This window comes from Streptomyces sp. NPDC086554, assembly GCF_040686095.1.
In the GTDB taxonomy this organism is placed as follows: Bacteria; Actinomycetota; Actinomycetes; order Streptomycetales; family Streptomycetaceae; genus Streptomyces.
Genome location: NZ_JBFBJK010000015.1, coordinates 166,548 through 188,665, shown reverse-complemented (window position 1 = coordinate 188,665; position 22,118 = coordinate 166,548). Strand labels below are relative to the sequence as shown.

20 protein-coding genes are annotated in these 22,118 nt (G+C 71.0%); 15 read left to right on the top strand and 5 right to left on the bottom strand.

Features of this window, described 5'->3' with window-relative positions; all coding sequences use genetic code 11:
• Positions 1 to 133: 133 nt before the first annotated feature.
• The 3 genes from AB0O76_RS25275 (at position 134) to AB0O76_RS25265 (ending at position 3,854) form a co-directional block, all read left to right on the top strand.
• Entirely contained in the window at positions 134 to 1,165 is a 1,032-nt protein-coding gene (locus AB0O76_RS25275) for an NlpC/P60 family protein (RefSeq protein ID WP_360763165.1), read from the top strand.
• A 416-nt stretch (positions 1,166 to 1,581) separates the two neighbouring features.
• A complete protein-coding gene (locus tag AB0O76_RS25270) occupies positions 1,582 to 2,628 on the top strand; it encodes an NlpC/P60 family protein (protein ID WP_365495473.1) in 1,047 nt (348 codons plus the stop codon).
• A gap of 38 nt (positions 2,629 to 2,666) precedes the next feature.
• Positions 2,667 to 3,854, top strand: coding sequence for a hypothetical protein (locus AB0O76_RS25265; protein ID WP_365495470.1), 1,188 nt, complete (start codon positions 2,667 to 2,669; stop codon positions 3,852 to 3,854).
• Here AB0O76_RS25265 and AB0O76_RS25260 read toward each other — a convergent pair.
• Positions 3,811 to 5,049, bottom strand: a complete 1,239-nt coding sequence (locus tag AB0O76_RS25260) for a glycosyltransferase family 87 protein (RefSeq protein ID WP_365495467.1) — start codon at positions 5,047 to 5,049, stop codon at positions 3,811 to 3,813. The two genes, AB0O76_RS25265 and AB0O76_RS25260, sit on opposite strands and share 44 nt — an antisense overlap.
• A gap of 151 nt (positions 5,050 to 5,200) precedes the next feature.
• Here AB0O76_RS25260 and AB0O76_RS25255 point away from each other — a divergent pair, with 151 nt between their 5' ends.
• Positions 5,201 to 6,343, top strand: coding sequence for a glycosyltransferase family 4 protein (locus tag AB0O76_RS25255; RefSeq protein WP_365495464.1), 1,143 nt, complete (start codon positions 5,201 to 5,203; stop codon positions 6,341 to 6,343).
• 126 nt (positions 6,344 to 6,469) lie between these two features.
• Here AB0O76_RS25255 and AB0O76_RS25250 read toward each other — a convergent pair whose 3' ends face one another.
• The gene (locus AB0O76_RS25250; protein ID WP_365495462.1) at positions 6,470 to 8,266 is read right to left on the bottom strand and encodes an AMP-dependent synthetase/ligase; all 1,797 of its coding nucleotides are present in this window, start codon (positions 8,264 to 8,266) and stop codon (positions 6,470 to 6,472) included.
• Between the two features lie 321 nt (positions 8,267 to 8,587).
• On the opposite strand from AB0O76_RS25250, the gene AB0O76_RS25245 reads away from it, so the two are divergent.
• The 6 genes from AB0O76_RS25245 (at position 8,588) to AB0O76_RS25220 (ending at position 13,530) form a co-directional block, all read left to right on the top strand.
• Complete coding sequence (locus AB0O76_RS25245; protein ID WP_365495630.1) at positions 8,588 to 9,337, top strand: metallophosphoesterase; 750 nt, start codon at positions 8,588 to 8,590, stop codon at positions 9,335 to 9,337.
• A gap of 90 nt (positions 9,338 to 9,427) precedes the next feature.
• Entirely contained in the window at positions 9,428 to 9,865 is a 438-nt protein-coding gene (locus AB0O76_RS25240; protein ID WP_365495459.1) for an SRPBCC family protein, read from the top strand.
• Positions 9,866 to 9,918: 53 nt separating this feature from the next.
• Positions 9,919 to 11,052 carry an ArsA-related P-loop ATPase gene (locus AB0O76_RS25235; RefSeq protein WP_365495456.1) on the top strand — a complete coding sequence of 378 codons (1,134 nt, stop codon included), beginning with the start codon at positions 9,919 to 9,921 and terminating at the stop codon, positions 11,050 to 11,052.
• Between the two features lie 97 nt (positions 11,053 to 11,149).
• Positions 11,150 to 11,620, top strand: a complete 471-nt coding sequence (locus AB0O76_RS25230) for a DUF5304 domain-containing protein (RefSeq protein WP_365495453.1) — start codon at positions 11,150 to 11,152, stop codon at positions 11,618 to 11,620.
• Positions 11,621 to 11,674: 54 nt separating this feature from the next.
• Positions 11,675 to 12,616, top strand: coding sequence for an ROK family glucokinase (locus AB0O76_RS25225; RefSeq protein ID WP_365495450.1), 942 nt, complete (start codon positions 11,675 to 11,677; stop codon positions 12,614 to 12,616).
• Between the two features lie 152 nt (positions 12,617 to 12,768).
• On the top strand, positions 12,769 to 13,530 hold the full coding sequence (locus tag AB0O76_RS25220) for an endonuclease/exonuclease/phosphatase family protein (protein ID WP_365495447.1): 762 nt from the start codon (positions 12,769 to 12,771) through the stop codon (positions 13,528 to 13,530).
• A 6-nt stretch (positions 13,531 to 13,536) separates the two neighbouring features.
• On the opposite strand, the gene AB0O76_RS25215 is transcribed toward AB0O76_RS25220, so the two are convergent.
• Complete coding sequence (locus AB0O76_RS25215) at positions 13,537 to 14,172, bottom strand: hypothetical protein (RefSeq protein WP_365495444.1); 636 nt, start codon at positions 14,170 to 14,172, stop codon at positions 13,537 to 13,539.
• The gene (locus AB0O76_RS25210; protein WP_365495441.1) at positions 14,165 to 14,944 is read right to left on the bottom strand and encodes an alpha/beta fold hydrolase; all 780 of its coding nucleotides are present in this window, start codon (positions 14,942 to 14,944) and stop codon (positions 14,165 to 14,167) included. The genes AB0O76_RS25215 and AB0O76_RS25210 overlap by 8 nt, the downstream gene beginning before the upstream one ends.
• A gap of 160 nt (positions 14,945 to 15,104) precedes the next feature.
• Here AB0O76_RS25210 and AB0O76_RS25205 point away from each other — a divergent pair, with 160 nt between their 5' ends.
• The 5 genes from AB0O76_RS25205 (at position 15,105) to AB0O76_RS25185 (ending at position 20,141) form a co-directional block, all read left to right on the top strand.
• Positions 15,105 to 15,839: a lysophospholipid acyltransferase family protein gene (locus AB0O76_RS25205; RefSeq protein WP_365495627.1), complete on the top strand. Its 735-nt coding sequence runs from the start codon at positions 15,105 to 15,107 to the stop codon at positions 15,837 to 15,839.
• A gap of 87 nt (positions 15,840 to 15,926) precedes the next feature.
• Positions 15,927 to 17,153 (top strand): DUF5931 domain-containing protein, encoded by a 1,227-nt coding sequence (locus AB0O76_RS25200; RefSeq protein WP_365495624.1) that lies wholly within the window; start codon positions 15,927 to 15,929, stop codon positions 17,151 to 17,153.
• Positions 17,150 to 17,848: a response regulator transcription factor gene (locus AB0O76_RS25195; protein ID WP_365495438.1), complete on the top strand. Its 699-nt coding sequence runs from the start codon at positions 17,150 to 17,152 to the stop codon at positions 17,846 to 17,848. The genes AB0O76_RS25200 and AB0O76_RS25195 overlap by 4 nt, the downstream gene beginning before the upstream one ends.
• 132 nt (positions 17,849 to 17,980) lie before the next feature.
• Positions 17,981 to 19,018, top strand: a complete 1,038-nt coding sequence (locus AB0O76_RS25190) for a 6-phosphofructokinase (RefSeq protein ID WP_365495435.1) — start codon at positions 17,981 to 17,983, stop codon at positions 19,016 to 19,018.
• Positions 19,019 to 19,130: 112 nt separating this feature from the next.
• A complete protein-coding gene (locus AB0O76_RS25185; RefSeq protein ID WP_365495432.1) occupies positions 19,131 to 20,141 on the top strand; it encodes a 2-hydroxyacid dehydrogenase in 1,011 nt (336 codons plus the stop codon).
• Here AB0O76_RS25185 and AB0O76_RS25180 read toward each other — a convergent pair.
• On the bottom strand, positions 20,138 to 22,000 hold the full coding sequence (locus AB0O76_RS25180) for an anthranilate synthase family protein (RefSeq protein ID WP_365495429.1): 1,863 nt from the start codon (positions 21,998 to 22,000) through the stop codon (positions 20,138 to 20,140). The genes AB0O76_RS25185 and AB0O76_RS25180 overlap by 4 nt on opposite strands.
• Between the last annotated feature and the right edge of the window lie 118 nt (positions 22,001 to 22,118).

Below are 22,118 nucleotides of genomic sequence, written 5' to 3'. Positions count from 1 at the left end.
GAAGTGATCATAAGAACATCACTAGGGTCTCGCCTCGAACCGCCGCTCGGTTGATCGCCCATCCGGGGTGACAGCGGTGGTACCCGCCCACCGGGTGATCGGTAGGCGGCTGGAGGAAGAAGGAGCCGCCTTCGTGGCGTCCCACCGTCGACCCAAGCAGCCGAGCCGCGCCCGTGTGACCGTGCTCACCGCAACCGCCGCCGCTGCCGTGGCACTCACCTCGCAGGCCGCCAACGCCTCGCCGAGCGAGAAGCCCAGCAAGGACGAGGTCAAGTCCAAGGTCGACAAGCTCTACGAGGACGCGGGCCGGGCCACCGACCGGTACAACGGCGCCAAGGAGAAGCAGGAGAAGCTCGAGAAGGAGATCGGCGAGCTTCAGGACAAGGTCGCGCGCGGCCAGGAGGACCTCAACGACCTGCGCAGCGGCCTCGGTTCGATGGCCAGCGCGCAGTACCGCTCCGGCGGCATCGACCCCTCCGTCCAGCTCTTCCTCTCGGCCGACCCGGACGACTACCTCGACAAGGCGTCCACCATGGACCAGTTGAGCAGTCAGCAGGTCGAGGCGCTCAAGAAGGTCCAGGACAAGCAGCGGACCCTCGCGCAGGAGCGCAAGGAGGCGTCCGACAAGCTCAGCGACCTCGCGGAAACGCGTAAGGAACTGGGCAAGAAGAAGAAGGAAGTCCAGAGCAAGCTCGGCGCCGCCCAGAAGCTGCTCAACACCCTGACCGCCAAGGAGAAGGCCGAGCTCGCCGCCAAGGAGCAGCGCGCGAGCCGCGACGCCGGCGACCGCGTGGACCTCGGCAAGGAGGCCCCGGCATCGCAGCGCGGCCAGGCCGCCCTGAGCGCCGCGGCCACCCAGCTCGGCAAGCCGTACGTCTCCGGCGGCAGCGGCCCCAACTCCTACGACTGCTCCGGCCTCACGCAGTGGGGCTACAACCAGGCCGGTGTGCAGATCACCCGCACCACCTACACCCAGCAGAACGACGGCACGAAGATCGGCCGCTCCGAGCTGAAGCCGGGCGACCTGGTGTTCTTCAACAGCCTCGCGCACGTCGGCTTCTACGCGGGCAACGGCCAGGTGCTCCACGCCCCGAAGCCGGGCGCCGTGGTGCGCTACGAGTCGATGTCCACCATCGGCTCCTTCCAGTTCGGCGTCCGTATCTGACTTCCGGTCGGATTCCCGTCCGGCGGCCCGCATCTGAAACGACCGGCGTGCCGCCCGAACGGGCGAATTCCGCCAACTCCCGCTGACTCAACGCCCCGTCCTCGACCTGCGTCGATGGCGGGGCGTCCGGCTGTGTACAGGCGATCCCCGTCGCACTGCGTGATAGCTTGCGCGCTGTCCGTCAGCTCCGGCCGACGGGCCTACCGCCGGACGGGCGGGAAGTGACGCCTGTGGAGGCTCGCGCGAGACCGGAACACAGCGTCCGGCAGGGGCCCGTGAAGCAGGAACCCGCCGGAAGCCGGTCCGCGACGTGGGCCGACAGGCCGGAGCCTCGGCCGCCGTGCCGTGGAGGACGTCAATGTCGCGCGCCTTCCCCGACCGTCGGGGGCGTCAGCGGAAGAGGAGAGCGGCTTCCCTTGGGATCCCATCGTCGTCCCGCAGATTCCGGAATCGACCGGGGTGCGCGTGGCACCCGCGTCACCGTTATTTCCGTCGCGGCGGCCACCGCGGCCACCGCGGCCGCCGCACTCGCCGCCGCACCGGCGGGCGCCGCACCGCAGGACACCCCGGCCACCACCAAGGCCAAGGTGGACCGCCTCTACGAGCAGGCCGAGAAGGCCACCGAGTCGTACAACAAGGCCGACGAGCGCGCCGACATCCTGCGTGAGCAGGTTCAGCTGGCCAAGGACAGCGTCGCCCGGGGCCAGGAGCGCATCAACAAGATGCGCGGCGCCCTCGGCGCGCTCGCCGGGGCCCAGTACCGCTCCGGCGGCATCGACCCGTCGCTCGCCCTGATGCTCTCCTCCGACCCGGCCGGCTATCTCGACAAGGCGGCGGCGCTCGCCCGCATCGGCGCCCGGCAGGCCGACGAACTGACCGATCTGCAGAAGGCCCAGCGCGCCCTCTCCCAGGAGCGCACGGAGGCGACCGGCAAACTCGCCGAGCTCGAGGAGAGCCGCAAGGCGGTGGCCCGCCACAAGCGCAGCGTCGAGCACAAGCTCGCCAAGGCGCGGCGGCTGCTCAACTCGCTGCCGTCCGACGAGCGCGACGCGTACGACAGGGCGTCGCGCTCGGGACGCGATGGCCTGCCCGACCTCGGCGGCGTGGTGCCCGCATCGTCGCGGGCCGCCGCCGCGATCGCCGCGGCGCGCTCGGCGGTCGGCAATCCGTACGTGTGGGGCGCCAACGGCCCCTTCGGCTTCGACTGTTCGGGCCTCACCCAGTGGTCGTACGCACAGGCGGGTGTCGGCCTGCCGCGCACCTCGCAGGCGCAGCGGTACGCCGGGCGCCAGGTGCCGCTCGGCCAGGCGCAGCCCGGCGACCTCATCACCTACCGCGACGACGCGAGCCACATCGGGATGTACATGGGCAACGGCCAGGTCGTGCACGCGCCCTACCCCGGCGCGGCCGTGCGCTACGACCCGGTGGGCATGATGCCGGTGTCCTCGGTGACGCGGATCTGACCGGCGGCTCGCCGCCCGCTGCCCGTACGATCTGAGTCATGGCTGGTCGCGGGCGTGGGTGGGCGGTGCTGGGCCTCTGTGCCGCGCTGCTCGCGGGGTGCGGCGGCCCTTCGGCGCCCGATGCCGCCCCCGGCGACGTGCGCAGACTGCTCGACCGGCGCGCGGACGCGGTGCTCGACCGGGACGCCGCCGCGTACCGCGCGACCGGCAGGCCCGCCGAGGCTTACGACAACCTCCGTGATCTCCCGCTCGCGTCGTGGGGGTACCGCCTGACCGCCTTCGACCGGGACGGCGCGCGGGCCACGGCGACCGCCGAGCTCCGGTACCGGATCAAGGGCTACGACAGGGCGCCGCTCAGCACGACGCGCACGCTCTTGCTCCAGGAGCGCGACGGGCAGTGGTACGTCGCCGCCGAGCGCCCCGCGAAGAAGGCCAGCGAGCAACTCTGGGACCAGGGGCCCGTTTCGGCCGTACGGGGCGACCACAGCCTCGTCATGGGCGTCGGGCGCGGGGACGCGGCCACCACGGAGCTGCGCGCGTACGCGGAGCTCGCCGACCGCGCGGTGCCTTTGGTGCGGGACGCCTGGCACGGGAAGTGGCCCGGGCAGGTCGTCGTCCTCGTGCCCAAGTCCCTCGACGGCATGGCGGGGCTGCTCGGGGCGCCCGCCTCCGGCTACCAGGGGATCGCGGCGGTGACCACGGGGGAGGCCGGCGGCTCCGGGCAGGCGCCCGCCGACCGGATCATCATCAACCCGGAGGCGTACGGCGTGCTCGGCGCCTTCGGCAAGCAGGTCGTCATCACCCACGAGACGACCCATGTCGCGACCCGCGCGCACACATCGTCGGCCACCCCGCTCTGGCTCTCCGAAGGCTTCGCCGACTGGGTGGGCTACCGCGGCACGGGCCGCACCGCGGCGCAGGCCGCGCCCGAACTGCGGCGCGCCGTACAGGAGGAGCGGCTGCCCGGAGCGCTGCCCGAGGACGGTGACTTCGGCTTCAGCGGGGACGCGGGGAAGCTTGCGCGGGCGTACGAAGGGGCGTGGCTTGCCTGCCGGATGATCGCGGACCAGTGGGGCGAGGAACGTCTGACGGCGTTCTACGAAGCGGTCGGCGAGCACAAGAAGAGGCCCGGCGCGGTGGAGGACGCCCTGCGGGACGTCCTCGACATCACCCCGGAGGAGTTCACGGCGCGGTGGCGTACGTATCTGCGCGCTGAGCTCGGCTGACCTCTTCGGGTTCAAGGCCGCGTTCCCGGGCGCGGGGCTCGGACACCGTCCGCCGCCACAGGCTCCGGCAGGCGAGCAGCGCCGCCGCGACGAGCAGACCATTGCGTACGAAGAGCAGTGCGATGCCCGGCGGATCGCTGGCCACCACGTGCGAGAACCAGACGGGGAACTCCAGGAACGTGACGAACGTGGCCGCGAGGACGAGCCGTGCGGGCAGCACCATCCGGCTCGTACGGAACGCCAGGCACACGGCGGCGATCCCCACCAGCCAGACCATGTACTGCGGGCTGATCACCCGGCTCGTCACGGTGAAAAGGAGCACGGCGACGAAGGCCGCGTCCGCGACCGTGCCCGCCGACCAGGCACGCGCCCGCAGCCGCCACACGAGCAGCCAGCAGCAGGCCGCCACGGACAGCGCCTGCGCCACCGTGCTCACCAGCGGGACGTACGGGCCGAGGAACTCCACCGAGCCGTAGTTCAGCTGCACCTGGCCGCTCCAGCCGAAGTGCCGGGCGACATGGAAGACGAGGGCGCCGAGCGACTCGACCTCGGTGCCCCGGTCGCGCTGGAAGGTCAGGAAGGCGAGCGCACCCGGCATCGCCACCAGGAAGGCGAGGGTGAGACCGAGCGCCGTGGCGGCCGCGGTGCCCCAGGAGCGCCGGGTGGCACGCGCGCGTGGCGTGCCGATGAGCAGCAGCGCCGGCCACACCTTGAGCAGCGCGCCGAAGCCCGCGAGCGCACCCATCGCGCGCGGATGCCGGGCCCCCGCGAGCAGCGCGGCGACCGCGACGGCCGTGACCATCAGGTCGTAACGGGCGTACACGGTGGGCCCGAGCAGTGCCACGCCCGTGACCCACACCCAGGCTCCCCGGAGCGACTTGCCGGGCTGCCGCCCCGCGTACAGGAGCAGTCCGATGACCAGCGCGTCGGCGAGGAACGCGAGGATGAAGAAGGCGGTGCCGTAGCCGAGGAAGGGCAGCAGGGCGGGGGAGAGGATCGCGAGGGCGGCGGCGGGCGGGTACTGCCAGGTGACGTCGTCGAGCGGGAAGGTGCCGGTGCGCAGGACCTCGTACCAGCCCTGGTAGATGACCCAGACGTCGCTGGTCACGTCGGGGCCCGGGGCGGCGAGGACCCTGAGGACGCAGAGCAGCAGGACGGTCCGGGTCAGGCCCCAGACGGCCAGGATCCGCACCATGCGCCACCACGCCCCTTTTCAGCCGGTTCATTGTGATTCGGGAGCCATGATGGCGGACGGAGCTGTGGATGGGCCAAGAGGCGGGGCGGTGAATGAGCCAAGAGGCGGGGCCGTTCGGCGCTCTGCCCGGCTTTCGGTACTGTCGGCGACGATGCACAAGACCCTGATCGTCACGAACGACTTCCCGCCCAGGCCCGGTGGCATCCAGGCGTTCCTGCACAACATGGCCCTTCGCCTGGACCCCGAGCAGCTCGTCGTCTACGCCTCGACCTGGAAGCGCGGCCGCGAGGGCGCGGAGGCGACGGCCGCCTTCGACGCCGAGCAGCCCTTCAAGGTCGTACGCGACCCCACGACGATGCTGCTCCCGACCCCGCGCGTCACCCGGCGCGCGGTCTCGCTGCTGCGTGAACACGGCTGTACGTCGGTGTGGTTCGGGGCGGCGGCGCCGCTGGGGCTGATGGCGCCCGCGCTGCGCAAGGCGGGCGCGAAGCGGCTCGTGGCGACCACCCATGGCCATGAGGCGGGCTGGGCCCAACTGCCCGCTTCCCGTCAACTCCTGCGCCGTATCGGCGAGTCGACGGACACGATCACCTATCTCGGTGAGTACACGCGATCCCGGATCGCCGCCGCGCTGACGCCCGCCGCGGCGGGGCGGATGGTCCAACTGCCGCCCGGCGTCGACGAGAAGACGTTCCACCCGGGCTCGGGCGGCGACGCCGTACGCGCCCGCCTCGGCCTGACCGACCGGCCGGTCGTGGTGTGCGTCTCGCGGCTCGTGCCGCGCAAGGGGCAGGACACGCTGATCCTCGCTCTGCCGCGGATTCTGGCCCGGGAGCCTGAAGCGGTTCTCCTGGTGGTCGGAGGCGGCCCTTACGTGAAGGAGCTGCGGAAGCTGGCCGCCGAGACGGGCGTCTCGGAGTCGGTCCGCTTCACCGGCGCGGTGCCGTGGGAGGAACTCCCCGCGCACTACGGGGCGGGCGATGTCTTCGCGATGCCGTGCAGGACCCGGCGGGGCGGCCTTGACGTGGAGGGCCTCGGCATCGTCTACCTGGAGGCTTCGGCGACGGGCCTTCCCGTCGTCGCCGGTGACTCCGGCGGTGCGCCGGACGCGGTGCTTGACGGGGAGACGGGGTGGGTCGTCCGCGGGGGCGTCCCGGAGGACGCCGCCGACCGGATCGTCACCCTGCTCGGTGACGCGGAGCTGCGGGCGCGGATGGGGGAGCGGGGCCGGGAGTGGGTGGAGGAGCGGTGGCGCTGGGATCTCTTGGCGGAGAGGCTTAAGGAACTTCTGTAGCGCGCCCCTGACGGGGCGCTGCGCAGCGCCCCGTCAGGGGCGCGGGGAACTGCGCGAGCAACCAGCCGCGACCGGCAGTCGCGAAACAAAACAAGCCCCCCACGGCGAGTGGGCGCACCGCTCGCGCTACCCGCGGTAAAGCGCTTCAATCTCGTCCGCGTAATCCTTCGCCACAACGTTCCGCTTCAACTTCAGGGACGGAGTCAGATGCCCCGACTCCTCCGTGAACTGCGTAGCAAGAACGCGGAACTTGCGTACGGACTCCGCCTTGGAGACCGCCGCGTTGCCGTCGTCGACGGCGCTCTGGATCGCCGCGAGCAGATCCGGGTCCTCCCGGAGCGACGCAGCCGTGGAGTCCGCGGGCTTCCCATGGTCCAAGGCCCAGCGGCCCACGAACTCGTCGTCGACCGTGACGAGCGCGCCCACGAAGGGCCGGCCGTCGCCGACGACCATGCACTCGGCGACAAGGGCGTGCGCGCGGATGCGGTCCTCGATCACCGCGGGAGCGACATTCTTGCCGCCCGCCGTCACGATGATCTCCTTCTTGCGGCCGGTGATCCGCAGATACCCGTCCTCGTCGAGCGTGCCGATGTCGCCGGTGTGGAACCAGCCGTCGGCGAGCGCCTCTTCGGTCGCGCCCTCGTTGTTCCAGTACTCCGTGAACAGGTGCTCGCCGTGCAGCAGCACCTCGCCGTCGTCGGCGATCCGCACCACGGAGCCCGGCAGCGGCTGGCCGACCGTACCGATCTTCTGGCGGTCCCACGGGTTGAAGGCGGTGGCCGCGCACGACTCCGTCAGGCCGTAGCCCTCCAGGACCGTGAAGCCGATGCCGCGGAAGAAGTGGCCCAGACGCTCACCCAGCGGCGCGCCGCCGGAGATCGCGTACTCGCCGCGACCGCCGAGCACGGCCCGCAGCTTGCTGTAGACCAGCTTGTCGAACGTCTTGTACTTGATCTTCAGGCCGAGCGAGGGACCGCTCGGGGTGTCGAGCGCGCGGCTGTACGCGATCGCCGTGTCCGCGGCCTTGTCGAAGATCTTGCCCTTGCCGTCGGCCTGCGCCTTGGCGCGCGCCGAGTTGTAGACCTTCTCGAAGACGCGCGGGACGCCCAGGATCATCGTCGGCCGGAACGAGGCCAGCTCATCCGTGAGGTTCTTGACGTCGGGCGCGTGGCCCAGCTTGATGGGCGCAAGGAGCGCGCCGACCTGGACGAGACGCCCGAAGACATGCGCGACGGGGAGGAAGAGGAGCACCGAGCACTCGCCGGTGCGGAACAGCGGCTTCAGGCGCTCCACCACGTTGCCGCACTCAGCGAAGAAGCTGCGGTGCGTGAGGACACAGCCCTTGGGGCGGCCCGTGGTGCCCGAGGTGTAGACGATGGTCGCCGGGTCGTCGGCGCCCGCGACCGCGCTGCGCTCGTCGACGGTCTCGTCCGAGATGTCGCCGCCCGCGCGGTTCAGCTCGTCGACGCCGCCCTTGTCGATCTGCCAGACGTTCACCAGATCGGGCAGGCGGTCGCGTACGGACTCGACGGCGGCGGTGTGCGCGTCCGACTCGACGACGATGGCCACGGCGCCGGAGTCACCCAGGATCCACTGGATCTGCTCGGCCGAACTCGTTTCGTACACCGGCACGGTGACCGCGCCCGCGCTCCAGATCGCGAAGTCCACGAGCGTCCACTCGTACCGGGTACGGGACATCAGGCCGACCCGGTCGCCGGGCCGCACGCCGGAGGCGATGAGCCCCTTCGCGGCGGCGCGCACCTCGGCGAGGAAGTTCTTGGCGGTGACGTCCTGCCAGGTGCCGTCCACCTTGCGGCCGATGACGGCGACATCCGGGTGCTGCACGGCATTTCTGCGGACGATGTCGGTCAGATTGCCGTCCGCGGGGACTTCGTACAGGGCCGGAAGGCTGAACTCGCGCAAGACTGCTGCTCCTACATAGGGCGCCGGCGCCACGACGTTGTGCGATGCGACGGTGCGGTCCAAGATCGGGCAGGTGCTCCCGGGGGGAAGTTGAACTGGAGCACTACTGGACTGCCCGGACGTTACCCATGGGTATGGCTTGTCCGGTAGGGGGTCCGGGCCAGATGTTCGGTGCGTCACACGTCGTTGTGGTCTGAACCGCACAGTACGCCACGCTCTTCCCGACTCGGAAGTAACCGCAGGTCCGCCCGCTCCTGAGGCCTCTACCCACCTCTGCCCGCTCGTTCTAGGGTGATCGGCATGCCAGGTTTCCGGGTCAATGTGGTCAGTGACGTGCACGGCAACACAAAGGATCTCGCCCGCGCGGGCGAGGGCGCCGACGCGCTCATCTGTCTCGGTGACCTGGTGCTCTTCCTCGACTACGCCGACCACTCGCGCGGCATCTTCCCCGACCTCTTCGGAGAGGAGAACGCCGACCGTCTTGTCGAGTTGCGCACCGCGCGCCGCTTCCACGAGGCCAGGGAGCTCGGCAAGCAACTGTGGGCGGGCATCGACAGGGGACCGGCCATCGAGCGCGCGGTGCGCAAGCAGTACGCCGAACTCTTCGCCGCCTTCCCCACGCCTACGTACGCCACATACGGCAATGTCGACATACCGATGCTGTGGTCCGAGTACGCGGCGCCCGGCACCACCGTCCTCGACGGCCAGCGCGCCGAGATCGGCGGGCGGGTCTTCGGCTTCGTCGGCGGCGGTCTGCGCACGCCCATGCGGACGCCCTACGAGATCAGCGACGAGGAGTACGCGGCCAAGATCGAGGCCGTCGGCGAGGTCGACGTGCTCTGTACGCACATCCCGCCGGAGGTTCCCGAGCTCGTGTACGACACCGTCGCGCGCCGCTTCGAGCGGGGCAGCCGGGCGCTGCTCGCGGCCATTCACAAGACCCGCCCGAGATACGCACTTTTCGGCCACGTCCATCAGCCGCTGACCCGGCGGATGCGCATCGGGGCGACCGAGTGTGTGAACGTTGGGCACTTCGCGGGCTCGGGCAGGCCGTGGTCGCTGGAGTGGTGACAGCGGTCCATCCGGTGCGCGATAGCCTTCACGCGTCACACACGCAGACACCACTCCCCGCACCGGACCGCATCTGGAGGAGCCACAGAGATGGCGGAACACACCAGCTCGAGCATCACGATCGAGGCGGCACCGGCCGAGGTGATGGGGGTGATCGCCGACTTCGCGCGCTACCCGGACTGGACGGGTGAGGTGAAGGAGGCGGAGGTGCTCGACACCGACGACCAGGGCCGCGCCAAGCAGGTCCGCCTCGTCATGGACGCGGGCGCGATCAAGGACGACCAGACCCTCGGCTACACCTGGAGCGGCGAGAACGAGGTCAGCTGGACCCTCGTCAAGTCGCAGATGCTGCGGTCGCTCGACGGTTCGTACCTCCTGAAGCCGTCCGGCGACGGCACCGAGGTCACGTACAAGCTGACCGTCGACGTCAAGATCCCGATGCTCGGGATGATCAAGCGCAAGGCGGAGAAGGTCATCATCGACCGGGCGCTGGCGGGCCTGAAGAAGCGCGTGGAGGCCGGGGCTTAAGCGCGCGGCGCCCCTTCGGGGCGCTGTCGGTCACGGGCGTAACGTTCACCCTTATGCGCACCCTCCTGCTCACCGGCCCCGGCGGCTCCGGGCGAACCACAGCCGCCGCGGCCACCGCGCTCACCGCCGCCCGCGAGGGCGCCCGCACCCTTCTGATCACCGCCGACGGAGTCGACGCCCTCGGCCAGGAGCCGGGCCTCACCGTCAAGAGGCCGGCCCCGGGCGACGAGTTCCGTGACGACCTCCTCGCCCTGCAGGAGAAGGCGGCCTCCGCCTTCGACCTGCTCGGCGCAGGACGTCTGGAGGGCGAGGAACTCACCCCGCTGCCCGGCAGCGACGAGCTTGCGCTGCTGCGCGCCCTGCGCGACGCGGGGCGGGACGCGTACGACACCGTGGTGGTGGACCTGCCCCCGCTGCCCCGCGCCCTCGCGGTCCTCGCGCTCCCCGAGCAGCTCCGCCGCTACCTCCGCAGGCTGCTGCCCCCCGAGCGGCAGGCCGCCCGCGCCCTGCGCCCGATGCTCGGCCGCATCGCCGGCGTCCCGATGCCCGCCGGCTTGCTGTACGAGACGGCGGCCCGCTGGGACGCCGAACTCGCCGCCGCGCAGGCCGTGATCGAGGATCCGGGCACGACCGTGCGGCTCGTGGCCGAGCCGGGCCCCGCGGGCGCCGACGCGGTGCGCGCCGCCGCCACCGGGCTCGCCCTGCAGGGCCTGCGCACCGACGCCGTCCTCGCCAATCGCGTGCTGCCCGACGACACCGCCGACACCTGGTTCGCCGGGCTCATCGCCCAGCAGCGCAAGACCCTGGCCGAGTGGACGGGGACGTACGGCGAAGAGCTCCGCGCCGTCCCGCACCTGGGCCACGATCCGCGCGGCGCCGACGACCTGGCCGCCCTCCACGTGCCCGCGCCCGGCGCCGCTCCTGAGCCGGTCGAGTGGCCCGTCACCGACGCGCTCGCCGACGACGGCGTCCTGGTCTGGCACATCCCGCTCCCCGGAGCCGTGCGCGACGAGCTCGGCCTGATCCGGCGCGGCGACGAACTGGTCGTCACGGCGGGCCCGTTCCGGCGCATCGTCACGCTGCCGTCCGCGCTGCGCCGCTGCACCGTCGCGGGCGCCGGTCTTCGCGAGGGCGAGCTGCGGGTGCGGTTCACGCCCGACCCGGATCTGTGGCCGCGTACACGGTGAACGGCCTACCGCCGTTCGGGTAACGTCGGGAGTACGAATCCATAGGTCCACCGGTTCCATAGATCCACCGGCCGCCCTCCGCAGGAGTCAGTCCGTCATGAGCGATGCCACCGAGCGCGAAGTGCCCGAGCCCGAAGCGGCCGACACCGATGCCGACGCCTGGGAGAAGGCGTGCGCCGAGGACCTCGCGGCGGAGAAGGCCCGCCGCCGGGAGCAGTACGGGACACCGCCGGGATCGGCGGGCGAGGAGCTGCGCAAGCTCGTCGACGCCGTCTCGGAGAAGCTGTCCGGACTCCAGACGCCGTTGCTCGGCGCGGTCGCGCAGGGCGCCGTCGAGCAGACCGTGAAGCAGGTCGTCCAGCAGGCGAAGGCCGCCGTCGAACCGGTCATCGAGCGCAACCCCGATGTCTTCGACCATCTCGCCGCCGCGGGCAATGAACTGCTCGCCGCGTACCGCTCCGCGGTCGAGAGCCAGGAGGGCCGCTGGACCCGCGGGAGCGACGCGGCGCGGGGCCCGGAGCGGCGCGATGACGGCCCGGGGCCCGGCGAACACATCGACCTGGACTGAACACCCCTCGGGTACGGTTGGCCGTAGCGGGGCTCGACCGAAACTGAGGGACACATGGGACTCACCATCGGCGTCGATATCGGCGGCACGAAGATCGCGGCCGGAGTGGTCGACGAAGAGGGCACCATTCTCGACACCCACAAGGTGCCCACGCCGCCGACCGCCGACGGCATCGTGGACGCGATCTGTGCCGCCGTGTCGGGAGCCGGCAAGGGGAACGACGTGGAGGCCGTCGGCATCGGTGCCGCCGGGTACGTCGACGACAAGCGCGCCACCGTTCTCTTCGCGCCGAACATCGACTGGCGCCACGAGCCGCTGAAGGACAAGGTCGAGCAGCGGGTCGGCATGCCGGTCGTCGTCGAGAACGACGCGAACGCGGCGGCCTGGGGCGAGTACCGCTTCGGCGCGGGCCAGGGTCATGAGGACGTCATCGTCATCACGCTGGGCACGGGCCTCGGCGGCGGCATCATCATCGGCAACAAGCTGCGCCGCGGACGCTTCGGCGTCGCCGCGGAGTTCGGGCACATCCGGACCGTGCCGGACGGACTGCTGTGCGGCTGCGGGAGCCAGGGGTGCTGGGAGCAGTACGCGTCGGGGCGTGCGCTTCTGCGGTACGGGCGGCAGCGGGCCAACGCGACGCCGGAGGCCGCGGAGATTCTCCTCGGGCTCGGCGACGGCACGGTGGACGGCATCGAGGGCAAGCACATCAGTGAGGCGGCCCGGCAGGGTGACCCTGTCGCCGTCGACTCCTACCGGGAGCTGGCCCGCTGGGTCGGTGCGGGCCTGGCCGACCTGGCCTCGCTCTTCGACCCCTCCGCGTTCATCGTGGGTGGAGGGCTCTCCGACGAGGGCGAGCTGGTGCTCGACCCGATCCGGAAGTCCTTCCGGCGGTGGCTGATCGGTGGGCAGTGGCGGCCGCATGCGCAGGTGCTGGCAGCGCAGCTGGGCAATAAGGCGGGGCTTGTGGGTGCCGCGGATCTTGCTCGGCAGGGGTAGTTGCTGCTCGGTGATTTTTTCTTGGCGCCCGTTGCCCCTCTGCGGGGCGGCGGGCGCCTTGCTGCGTCGGTGCCCGACGGCCCACAACGAGGACGTGGGACGGGCGGGACGTCTGCCCGCAACAGGGAGCGCGCGGCGCTATCTTGATCCGCATGGCGATCACTCCGCTGCCCAACTCCCGGACCCATGAAGACGGTTCAGCCGTGATCCGGGTGCTCAGTTACAACATCCGGTCCATGCGGGACGACACCGACGCCCTGGCCCGCGTCATCGCCGCGTGTGAACCCGACCTCGTACTCGTCCAGGAGGCTCCCCGGTTCTTCCGGTGGCGCAAGAAGCTGGCGCGCCTTGCGCGCGCGGCCGATCTGGTGATGCTCTCGGGCGGGGCCACCGCCTCCGGGCCCGCGCTGCTCTGCTCGCTGCGGGCGACCGTGGAGCGGACCGAGGACGTGCTGCTCCCGCTCACCCCGGGCCTGCACCGGCGCGGCTTCGCGACCGCCGTCGTACGGTTCGGGGGCGCCAGGATCGGCGTCCTGAGCTGCCATCTGAGCCTGCAGAGCGACGAGCGGTACGCGCAGGGCGGGATGCTGCTCGACCGGCTCGCCGGGATGGGCGTGGAGCACGCCGTCGCGGGCGGTGATCTGAACGACCGCCCCAAGGGCCGTACGTTCCGCAGGCTCGCCTCGGAGCTGCGGGACTGCTGGGCGACGGCGCCCTGGGGCGGCGAGAACACCTCGACGCCGGGCGACCCCCATCAGCGTATCGACGCGATCTTCGCGACGTCCGGGGTCGAAGTGCTCGGCTGCGGCGTGCCGTTGGAGCTCGACGGAGTGAGCGAGGCGGATCTGCGGGCGGCCACGGACCATCTGCCCGTGCTCGCCGCCCTCAGAATCCCGGCAGCTCAAGGGGGTTAGAAGGGGTTAGACGACCGCGCCGCGCCCCGGATCGTCGTCCTCGTCGTCGTCGCCCTTCATCCGCGTCACCAGCGTGGCGAAGCCGCCGAGGAAGCCGCCGATGCTGAGCGTGGCGATCCACCACGTCATGTTCCAGCCGAGCAGCACGGTGAGCAGGAGCAGCACCGGACCGCCGATCACGGCCAGCCAGGCGAACTTCGCCGTCACGTCGGCCTCGGGCAGCGGCGGCGGCTCCGGCGGGACGAAATGGCCCTCGTCGTCCGCGTCCAGGTCGTCGTCGGAGGCCTCCGGCGCGGCGTAGTCACGCGGCCCGCCGACTCCGGGTGCGAAGGAGACGGAGCCGCCGAGCGGCGTCTTCGTGTCGGAGCCCTCGGATCCCGCAGAGCCCTCGGAGCCCTTGTCCCGCTTGCCGTCCGTCTCCGGAGGCTCATTCGTCTCGGGCTCAAGGAGCGCCAGGTCCTCCACGGACTTGAACGGCTTGGCGCCCGGCGGGTCCGCCGGCTCCTGTCCGTACCCGGCGACGATCTCGCGCCAGACCGCGTCCTCGTCCAGCGGCACGCCGCCCTCCGGGGCCGCCTTCTCCTCGGGCTCGGGCTCGCGGTCCTCGTCGTGGTCCGGTTCACGTCGGTCCTGCTCAGCCACCGGAGGCCGTCCCTTCCTTGCCGACACTGGGGGCGAGCCGGCCGATGAACGCGAGGCTCTCCTCGAAAATCCGGTCCGCGTCGTGGTCCAACGTCGCGACGTGGTAGCTCTGTTCCAGGAGGATCTCGGTGACGTCCGTGGAGGACACCCGGCTGAGGATCCTGGCCGAGTCGACCGGCGGCACCACATGGTCCTGCGGGCTGTGCAGAAGCAGCAGCGGCTGTGTCACCTGCGGCAGCTCCCCGTCGACCCGGGCGAAGAACTGGCGCATGGAGTGCGCCGCGTGCAGCGGAACCCGGTCGTAGCCGACCTCGTCCGAGCCCTCCAGGGCGATGTCGCTCGCGATGCCCTTCGTCGTGCGCACCAGATGCCGGGCGACCGGCAGCGCGTGCGCGGCCAGACCGTGCACCTTGTTCGCCGGGTTCACCAGGACTATGCCGCGCACCGCGTCGCCGTGCTTCGAGGCGAGCGCCAGCGTGAGCGCGCCGCCCATGGAGAGCCCGAAGACGAAGACCTCCGCGCACCGCTCCAGGAGCCCGTGCAACTCGCGCTCCACCTCCGCGTACCAGTCCTGCCAGCCGGTGATCTGCAGGTCCTCCCAGCGCGTGCCGTGCCCGGGCAGCAGCGGGAGGGAGACGGTCAGGCCCTGTTCCGCGAGGTACTCGGCCCAGGGGCGCAGGGACTGCGGGGATCCGGTGAAGCCGTGACAGAGGAGGACGCCGATCTCGCCGCCCTCGTGGCGGTACGGCTCGGCTCCGGGGAGGACCGGCACTTCGGTCTCCTTCGTGAGATGTGGCTGCGGGGTTACACGGAGTACTTCACGGTACGCGACCGGACTGACACCGACCAGGGCCGTCGGGCCCTTTGGCCTTACAGCGGGTTAAGGTCTGATCCACACATAACAGGAGGCACTCGGTTTGATCTACGGCGCAATGAAGGTCGCCATCGGAGGGCCGCTGAAGCTCGGCTTCAGGCCCTGGGTGGAAGGCCTTGAGAACGTACCCGCCGAAGGACCGGCCATCCTGGCGAGCAACCATCTCTCCTTCTCGGACTCCTTCTTCCTGCCCGCGGTGCTCGACCGCAAGGTCACCTTCATCGCCAAGGCGGAGTACTTCACGTCACCCGGTGTGAAGGGGAAGCTCACCGCGGCCTTCTTCAAGGGCGTCGGCCAGCTGCCCGTGGACCGCTCCGGCGCGCGCGGCGCGGGCGAGGCGGCCATCAAGAGCGGCATCGAGGTCCTGGAGCGCGGCGAGCTCTTCGGCATCTACCCGGAAGGCACCCGTTCGCCCGACGGGAGGCTCTACCGTGGCAAGCCCGGCGGCCTGGCCCGCGTGGCACTCGCCACCGGGGCGCCGGTGCTGCCCGTGGCGATGATCGACACCGAGAAGATCCAGCCGCCCGGCAAGGTGCTGCCCAAGCTCATGCGGCCCGGTATCAAGATCGGCAAGCCGCTCGACTTCAGCAGGTACCACGGCATGGAGCACGACCGGTTCGTCCTGCGGGCGGTGACCGACGAGGTCATGTACGAGATCATGAAGCTGTCCGGCCAGGAGTACGTCGACGAGTACGCGACCGCTGCGAAGCGCCGTCTCGCCGACGAGGCGAAGGCCGGGAAGGAAGCCGAGAAGAAGGCCGCGGCGGCCGAGAAGGAACGGTCCGGCGCCTAGCGGCGTCGGTGCAGAGGAGGAGCCGAGGGGCGCCTCCAGGGGTGGGGGAGCGTGACCAGCACAGCCAAGCGCGTACGCGTCATGAGGATGTCGGTCGAGCAGCCGCTGTGGCGTGCGCTGACCGGCTACCGCGTGCTGACCATGCTCTACGCGATCGGCCTGTTCGTGGCCGCGTACGAGAGGTTCGACCGCCCCTGGGTGGCCATCGCGTACTACGTGGTGCTCGCCGGGTGGACGCTCGGCACGCTGCCGAAGGTCTCGGGTGCCGCGAGCTGCACCAAGCGGTTCCTGGTCATCGACCTGACCGTCGCGATCACCGGGATCCTGCTCACTCCGGCGGCCGACTCGCACCAGCGGATCGTCCACGACGGTCCGACGCTGCCGTCGATATGGACGGCGGGCGCGGTGCTCGCCTTCGCGATCAAGGGCGGCTGGCGGTGGGCGGCCTTCGCGTCGGCGCTGGTCGGCGTCGCCAACATCGCGCAGCGCGGCAGGCCAACCCAGGACACGCTGCACAACGTCCTGCTGGTCTGTATCGCCTCCATCGCCATCGGGTACGTCGTCGAGGTCGCCCGCGCCTCCGAGCGCACCCTCGCCCGGGCCCTGGAGATCGAGGCCGCGACCCGCGAGCGCGAGCGTCTTGCCCGCGACATCCACGACAGCGTGCTCCAGGTCCTCGCGATGGTGCAGCGGCGCGGCAGCGCGCTCGGCGGCGAGGCTGCGGAGCTCGGCAGGCTCGCGGGGGAGCAGGAGGTCGCGCTGCGCACGCTGGTGGCGGGCGGCCTGGTCCGCACGAGCCATGTGTCGGAGGACGCATCGCTGGGGGCCGTGGTCCGCGCGGTGGAGGAGCCCGACGATGACGACGACGCCGACCCCTGCGACCTGCGCTCGCTGCTCTTTCCGTACGCGGGCGCGAAGGTGACCGTCTCGGAGCCGGGCGCCCCCGTCGGGCTCCCGCCCAAGACCGCGCGGGAACTGGCGGCCGCGGTCGGCGCCGCCCTGGACAACGTCCACCGGCACGCGGGCCCGGACGCCGCCGCCTGGATCCTCGTCGAGGACGAGCCGGACGCGGTGATCGTGACGGTGCGGGACGACGGCCCCGGCATCCCCGAAGGCCGCCTCGCGGAGGCCGAGGGCGAGGGGCGGCTCGGCGTCGCCCTGTCGATCAGGGGGCGGCTGCGGGACATCGGGGGCACGGCCGAGCTGATCTCGGTGCCGGGGCAGGGCACGGAAGTGGAAATGAGGGTCCCGCGGAACGCGGGGGACCCGGAGAACGTGGACAGCACACGGGGGAAGGCAGGAAAGGAACGATGAGCGAGCAGCAACAGCGGGAGGGCCAGGACGGCCAGGGCTCGGTGAAGGTCATGGTCGTCGACGACCACCCGATGTGGCGGGACGCGGTCGCCCGCGACCTCGCCGAGGTGGGCTTCGACGTGGTCGCCACGGCGGGCGACGGCGAGCAGGCCGTACGCCGCGCGCAGGCCGCCGCGCCGGACGTCCTCGTACTCGATCTCAACCTGCCTCTGAAGCCGGGCGTCCAGGTCTGCAAGGAACTCGTCAGTGCCAACCCGGCCCTGCGGGTGCTCGTCCTCTCGGCCAGCGGCGAGCACGCCGACGTCCTGGAGGCGGTCAAGTCGGGGGCCACCGGCTATCTCCTGAAGTCGGCCTCCACCGCCGAGCTGACCGACGCGGTGCGCCGCACGGCCGTCGGTGACGCGGTCTTCACGCCGGGCCTCGCGGGCCTGGTCCTCGGCGAGTACCGCCGCCTCGCGTCCGATCCGGCGCCCGGCACCCCGGACGAGCCGAAGGCCCCGCAGCTCACCGACCGCGAGACCGAGGTGCTTCGCCTGGTCGCCAAGGGGCTGAGCTACAAGCAGATCGCCGAGCGCCTTGTCATCTCGCACCGCACCGTGCAGAACCACGTGCAGAACACCCTGGGCAAGCTCCAGCTGCACAACAGGGTGGAGCTCGTGCGGTACGCGATCGAGCGCGGACTCGACGACGAGTAGCCCTCATTCGAGTGAACATGCTTGATCAACTCCCCTGCGGAGAAACGGAATTGACCGTCCGTACCGTCCCTCAGTGACCTGGATCACCATTAGCGTGACTCGCATCAGGTCACTGAGGCGAAGGGACTTTCCATGGGGGCCAAAAAAATTGGCGTACTGACCGGAGGCGGCGACTGCCCCGGGCTCAACGCCGTCATCCGGGGCATCGTCCGCAAGGGCGTGCAGGAGTACGGCTATCGCTTCGTCGGCTTCCGGGACGGCTGGCGCGGTCCGCTGGAGGGCGACACCGTCCAGCTCGACATCCCGGCCGTGCGAGGCATCCTGCCCCGCGGCGGCACCATCCTCGGCTCCTCGCGCACCAATCCGCTCAAGGTCGAGAACGGCATCCGCCGGATCAAGGAGAACCTCGCCAAGTACGAGGTCGACTCCCTCATCGCGATCGGCGGCGAGGACACCCTCGGCGTCGCAGCGCGGCTCACCGACGAGTACGGCATCGATGTCGTCGGCGTACCGAAGACCATCGACAACGACCTGTCCGCCACGGACTACACCTTCGGCTTCGACACCGCGGTGGGGATCGCCACCGAGGCGATCGACCGGCTGCACACCACCGCCGAGTCGCACATGCGGGTCCTCGTGGTCGAGGTCATGGGGCGGCACGCGGGCTGGATCGCCCTGCACTCGGGCCTGGCGGGCGGCGCGAACGTCATCCTCATTCCGGAGCAGCGCTTCGACCTCGACCAGGTGTGCGCCTGGGTGACCTCGCGCTTCAAGGCCTCGTACGCCCCGATCGTCGTCGTCGCCGAAGGGGCCATGCCCAAGGACGGCGAGATGGTCCTCAAGGACGGTACGCAGGACTCCTTCGGGCACGTCCGGCTCTCCGGGGTCGGCGAGTGGCTGGCCAAGGAGATCGAGGGGCGGACGGGGAAGGAAGCCCGGACGACCGTGCTCGGTCACGTCCAGCGGGGCGGCACGCCCAGCGCCTTCGACCGCTGGCTTGCCACGCGCTTCGGGCTGCACGCGATCGAGGCCGTACGGGACGGCGACTTCGGCAAGATGGTTGCTCTGCAGGGGACGGACATCGTGCGGGTGCCCATCGCTGACGCGACGTCGAAGCTGAAGACCGTGGACCCGAAGTTGTACGCCGAGGTGGGGGTTTTCTTCGGCTGATGTCCGGTGGGCGGGTGCGACCTGTGCCGCCGCTTCGCGGCGGATTTTTTCCCACCCGCCCACCCGTTTCTCCGCAGTGCCGTTCTGGCCGTACGTACCTACACTCGGCCCCATGGAGATCCTCGCCTTCGGCGTGCAAGCCGACGAGAAGCCGCTGATCGAGAAGGCCTTCGCCGCCCACCACGACGTCCGCTGCCTGGATGTCTTCCTCACCGAGGACACCGCCCCCATCGCCGCCGGCTACGAGATCATCTCCACCAGCGTCAACGCCGACCTCGGCAACCGCGTCCTGCAGACCCTCGCCGCCGGCGGGACGCAGATGATCGCCCAGCGCTCGACCGGGTTCAACAACATCGACCTCCAGGTCGCCGAGCGCCTCGGCTTCACCATCGCCCGTGTCTCGTACTACTCGCCGTACTCCGTCGCCGAGTTCGCCTGGACCCTCGCGATGGCCGTCAACCGCCGCATCGTCCGCGCCAGCAACCGCACCCGCGACTTCGACTTCCGCCTCGACGGCCTGATGGGCCGCGATCTGCGGGGCCGCACGGTCGGGGTGCTCGGCACCGGGAAGATCGGCGAGGCGTTCACCCGGATCGCGCACGGCTTCGGCATGAATCTGCTCGGCTGGGACATCACCCAGAACCCGGCGTGCGTCGAACTCGGCATGAAGTACGTGGAGAAGGACCAGCTCTTCGCCGAGGCCGACCTGATCAGCCTGCATGTGCCGCTGCTCCCTGCCACCCAGCACATCGTCGGCGCCGACGCGCTGCGGATGATGAAGGACGACGCGATCCTGGTGAACTCCAGCCGGGGCGGGCTCATCGACACCGAGGCCCTCGTCACGGAGTTGCGCGCGGGCCGCTTCGCGGGCGTCGGGCTCGATGTGTACGAGGCGGAGGCGGGGCTCTTCTTTCTCGACAAGTCCCTCGAGGTCGTCCAGGACGACACCCTGGCCCGCCTGGTGACGTTCCCGAACGTCGTGGTCACCTCGCACCAGGCGTACTACACGCGGGACGCGGTGGGCCAGATCATCGACACCACGGTGCAGAACGTCCTGGACTACCGGGAGGGCCGCCGAGGCGAGAACGTACTGGTCCCGGCGGCCCCCGCCCCTGCGCCCTAGACCAGCACGCCCGAAAGGAGCTCCCGCACGATCGCCGTGCCGCGCAGCGAGAGCACCGACTCCGGATGGAACTGGACGCCCGCGAAGCCCGGCCCCCGCAGCGCGTGCACCTCGCCCGTCGCCGCGTCCCTGCTGACCTCGACGCCGTGCGCCGCCAGTTCCAGCGATGTCTCCTCGTCGCAGTGGGCCACGAAGCTGTTGTAGAAGCCGACCGTCTCCGGCCGCCCGAACAGGTCGATCCGGGTCTGCGCGCCCTGGTACGGGACCTCCTTGCGGACGATGTCCAGGCCGAGTTCGGCGGCGAGCAGCTCATGGCCGAGGCAGACGCCGAGGACGCCGTGGCGGTGATCGCGGATCGCCTCGGCGGCCAGGGAGCGCAGGGAGGTCATTTTCGGGTCGGTGGGGTCGGAGGGGTTGCCGGGCCCGGGCCCGAGGATCAGCGGGCCCTCGTGGGCGAGCACCGTCTCGCGCAGGCCCGGCTCGTCGTAGCGCCGGATCGTCACGTCGAGACCGGAGGAGCGCAGCAGGTGCGCCAGCATCGCCGTGAACGTGTCCTCGCCGTCGACCACCAGGGCGTGCCCGGACAATTCGGTCAGCTGCTCCTGCATCCGCAGCCAGAACGGGGCGAGCCCGGCCCGCCTGCCGTCGAGGGCGGCACGCACGCGGGGGTCGTCGGCCAGTGCCGGGCGTACGCCCTCGTGGCGGGGCCGTCCGGGACGTACACCCAGAGCCGCGAGCACGCCCGCCGCCTTCGCGTGGGTCTCCGCGACCTCGCCCGCCGGGTCCGAGCCGCGCACCAGCGTGGCGCCCACGGGGACGCGAAGGCGGCCCGCGGGGGAGATGTCGGCGGTGCGGATCAGGATGGGGGAGTCGAGGGTCTGCGCGCCGCCCGCGTCGCGGCCGATGAGGGCGAGGGCGCCCGCGTAGTAGCCCCGGCCCCCGGTCTCGTGCCGTTCGATGACCCGGCAGGCGTTCTGCACCGGCGACCCGGTGACCGTCGCCGCGAACATCGTCTCCTTGAGGACCTCGCGCGCGTCGAGCGACGACTTGCCCCGCAACTCGTACTCGGTGTGCGCGAGATGGGCCATCTCCTTCAGGCGCGGGCCGACGACGACACCGCCCATGTCGCCCACCGTGCACATCATCTTGAGCTCCTCGTCGACGACCATCGACAGCTCCTCGGTCTCCTTGCCGTCGGCGAGGAAGGTGAGCAGATCGTCCGCGGTGGGGCCTTCGGCCGGGTAGCGGTAGGTCCCGCTGATCGGGTTCATCACGACCGTCCCGCCGGACATCCGCACATGCACCTCGGGGCTCGCCCCGACCAGGGTGCGGTCCCCGGTGTGCACGACGTACGTCCAGTAGGCGCCGCGCTCGCCCACGAGCAGCCTGCGGAAGAGGGCAAGCGCGTCCGCCCTGCCGAAGCCGGGGATCTCACCCTCGTACGTACGGCGGATGACGAAGTTCGCGCCCTCGCCCCGCCCGATCTCCTCGCGCAGGACCCGCCCGACGATGTCCGCGTACGCGTCGTCGTCCACGTCGAAGGCACCGCCCTCGACCCGTACGTCGTGGGTGGGCAGTGCCGACAGGGCCTCGGCAAGCGGGAGTTCGTACGTCTCGTCGGGGGTCAGGACCGCGAGCGGTGTGCCGTCGTCGCGCACGTCGAAGCCGCGCTCCCTGATCTGCCGGAAGGGGATGAGCGCGAGGCCCTCGTCGGGGATGTCGGCGAGCCGTTCGTAGGTGCCGACGGAGCCGATCAGGACCTCCACCGTGTCGTGGTCGCGGCCGGGGGTGCGGCGGCGGAGCACCGCGAACGGGCGGTCGTCGTCGATGAGATCGAGCAGGTGTGGCTGGGAGTGCATGGGTTCTGTTCCTTCTCACTCGGAGAGGAACGGCCCCGGTCCCGCACAGGTCCGGAAAACCCGGAAAACACTGAAGGCCGCCCCTCGGGCGGCCTTCGCGAGTCTGGGTACGCGCAGA

Excerpts from the sequence above, each read along its gene's own strand:
- AB0O76_RS25225 (WP_365495450.1), top strand. The coding sequence starts at position 11,675 with ATGGGACTCACCATCGGCGTCGATATCGGCGGCACGAAGATCGCGGCC.
- AB0O76_RS25205 (WP_365495627.1), top strand. The coding sequence starts at position 15,105 with ATGAAGGTCGCCATCGGAGGGCCGCTGAAGCTCGGCTTCAGGCCCTGG.
- AB0O76_RS25190 (WP_365495435.1), top strand. The coding sequence starts at position 17,981 with ATGGGGGCCAAAAAAATTGGCGTACTGACCGGAGGCGGCGACTGCCCC.
- AB0O76_RS25260 (WP_365495467.1), bottom strand. The coding sequence starts at position 5,049 with ATGGTGCGGATCCTGGCCGTCTGGGGCCTGACCCGGACCGTCCTGCTG.
- AB0O76_RS25230 (WP_365495453.1), top strand. The coding sequence starts at position 11,150 with ATGAGCGATGCCACCGAGCGCGAAGTGCCCGAGCCCGAAGCGGCCGAC.
- AB0O76_RS25195 (WP_365495438.1), top strand. The coding sequence starts at position 17,150 with ATGAGCGAGCAGCAACAGCGGGAGGGCCAGGACGGCCAGGGCTCGGTG.
- AB0O76_RS25255 (WP_365495464.1), top strand. The coding sequence starts at position 5,201 with ATGCACAAGACCCTGATCGTCACGAACGACTTCCCGCCCAGGCCCGGT.
- AB0O76_RS25265 (WP_365495470.1), top strand. The coding sequence starts at position 2,667 with ATGGCTGGTCGCGGGCGTGGGTGGGCGGTGCTGGGCCTCTGTGCCGCG.
- AB0O76_RS25220 (WP_365495447.1), top strand. The coding sequence starts at position 12,769 with ATGGCGATCACTCCGCTGCCCAACTCCCGGACCCATGAAGACGGTTCA.
- AB0O76_RS25185 (WP_365495432.1), top strand. The coding sequence starts at position 19,131 with ATGGAGATCCTCGCCTTCGGCGTGCAAGCCGACGAGAAGCCGCTGATC.
- AB0O76_RS25200 (WP_365495624.1), top strand. The coding sequence starts at position 15,927 with ATGTCGGTCGAGCAGCCGCTGTGGCGTGCGCTGACCGGCTACCGCGTG.
- AB0O76_RS25240 (WP_365495459.1), top strand. The coding sequence starts at position 9,428 with ATGGCGGAACACACCAGCTCGAGCATCACGATCGAGGCGGCACCGGCC.
- AB0O76_RS25235 (WP_365495456.1), top strand. The coding sequence starts at position 9,919 with ATGCGCACCCTCCTGCTCACCGGCCCCGGCGGCTCCGGGCGAACCACA.
- AB0O76_RS25180 (WP_365495429.1), bottom strand. The coding sequence starts at position 22,000 with ATGCACTCCCAGCCACACCTGCTCGATCTCATCGACGACGACCGCCCG.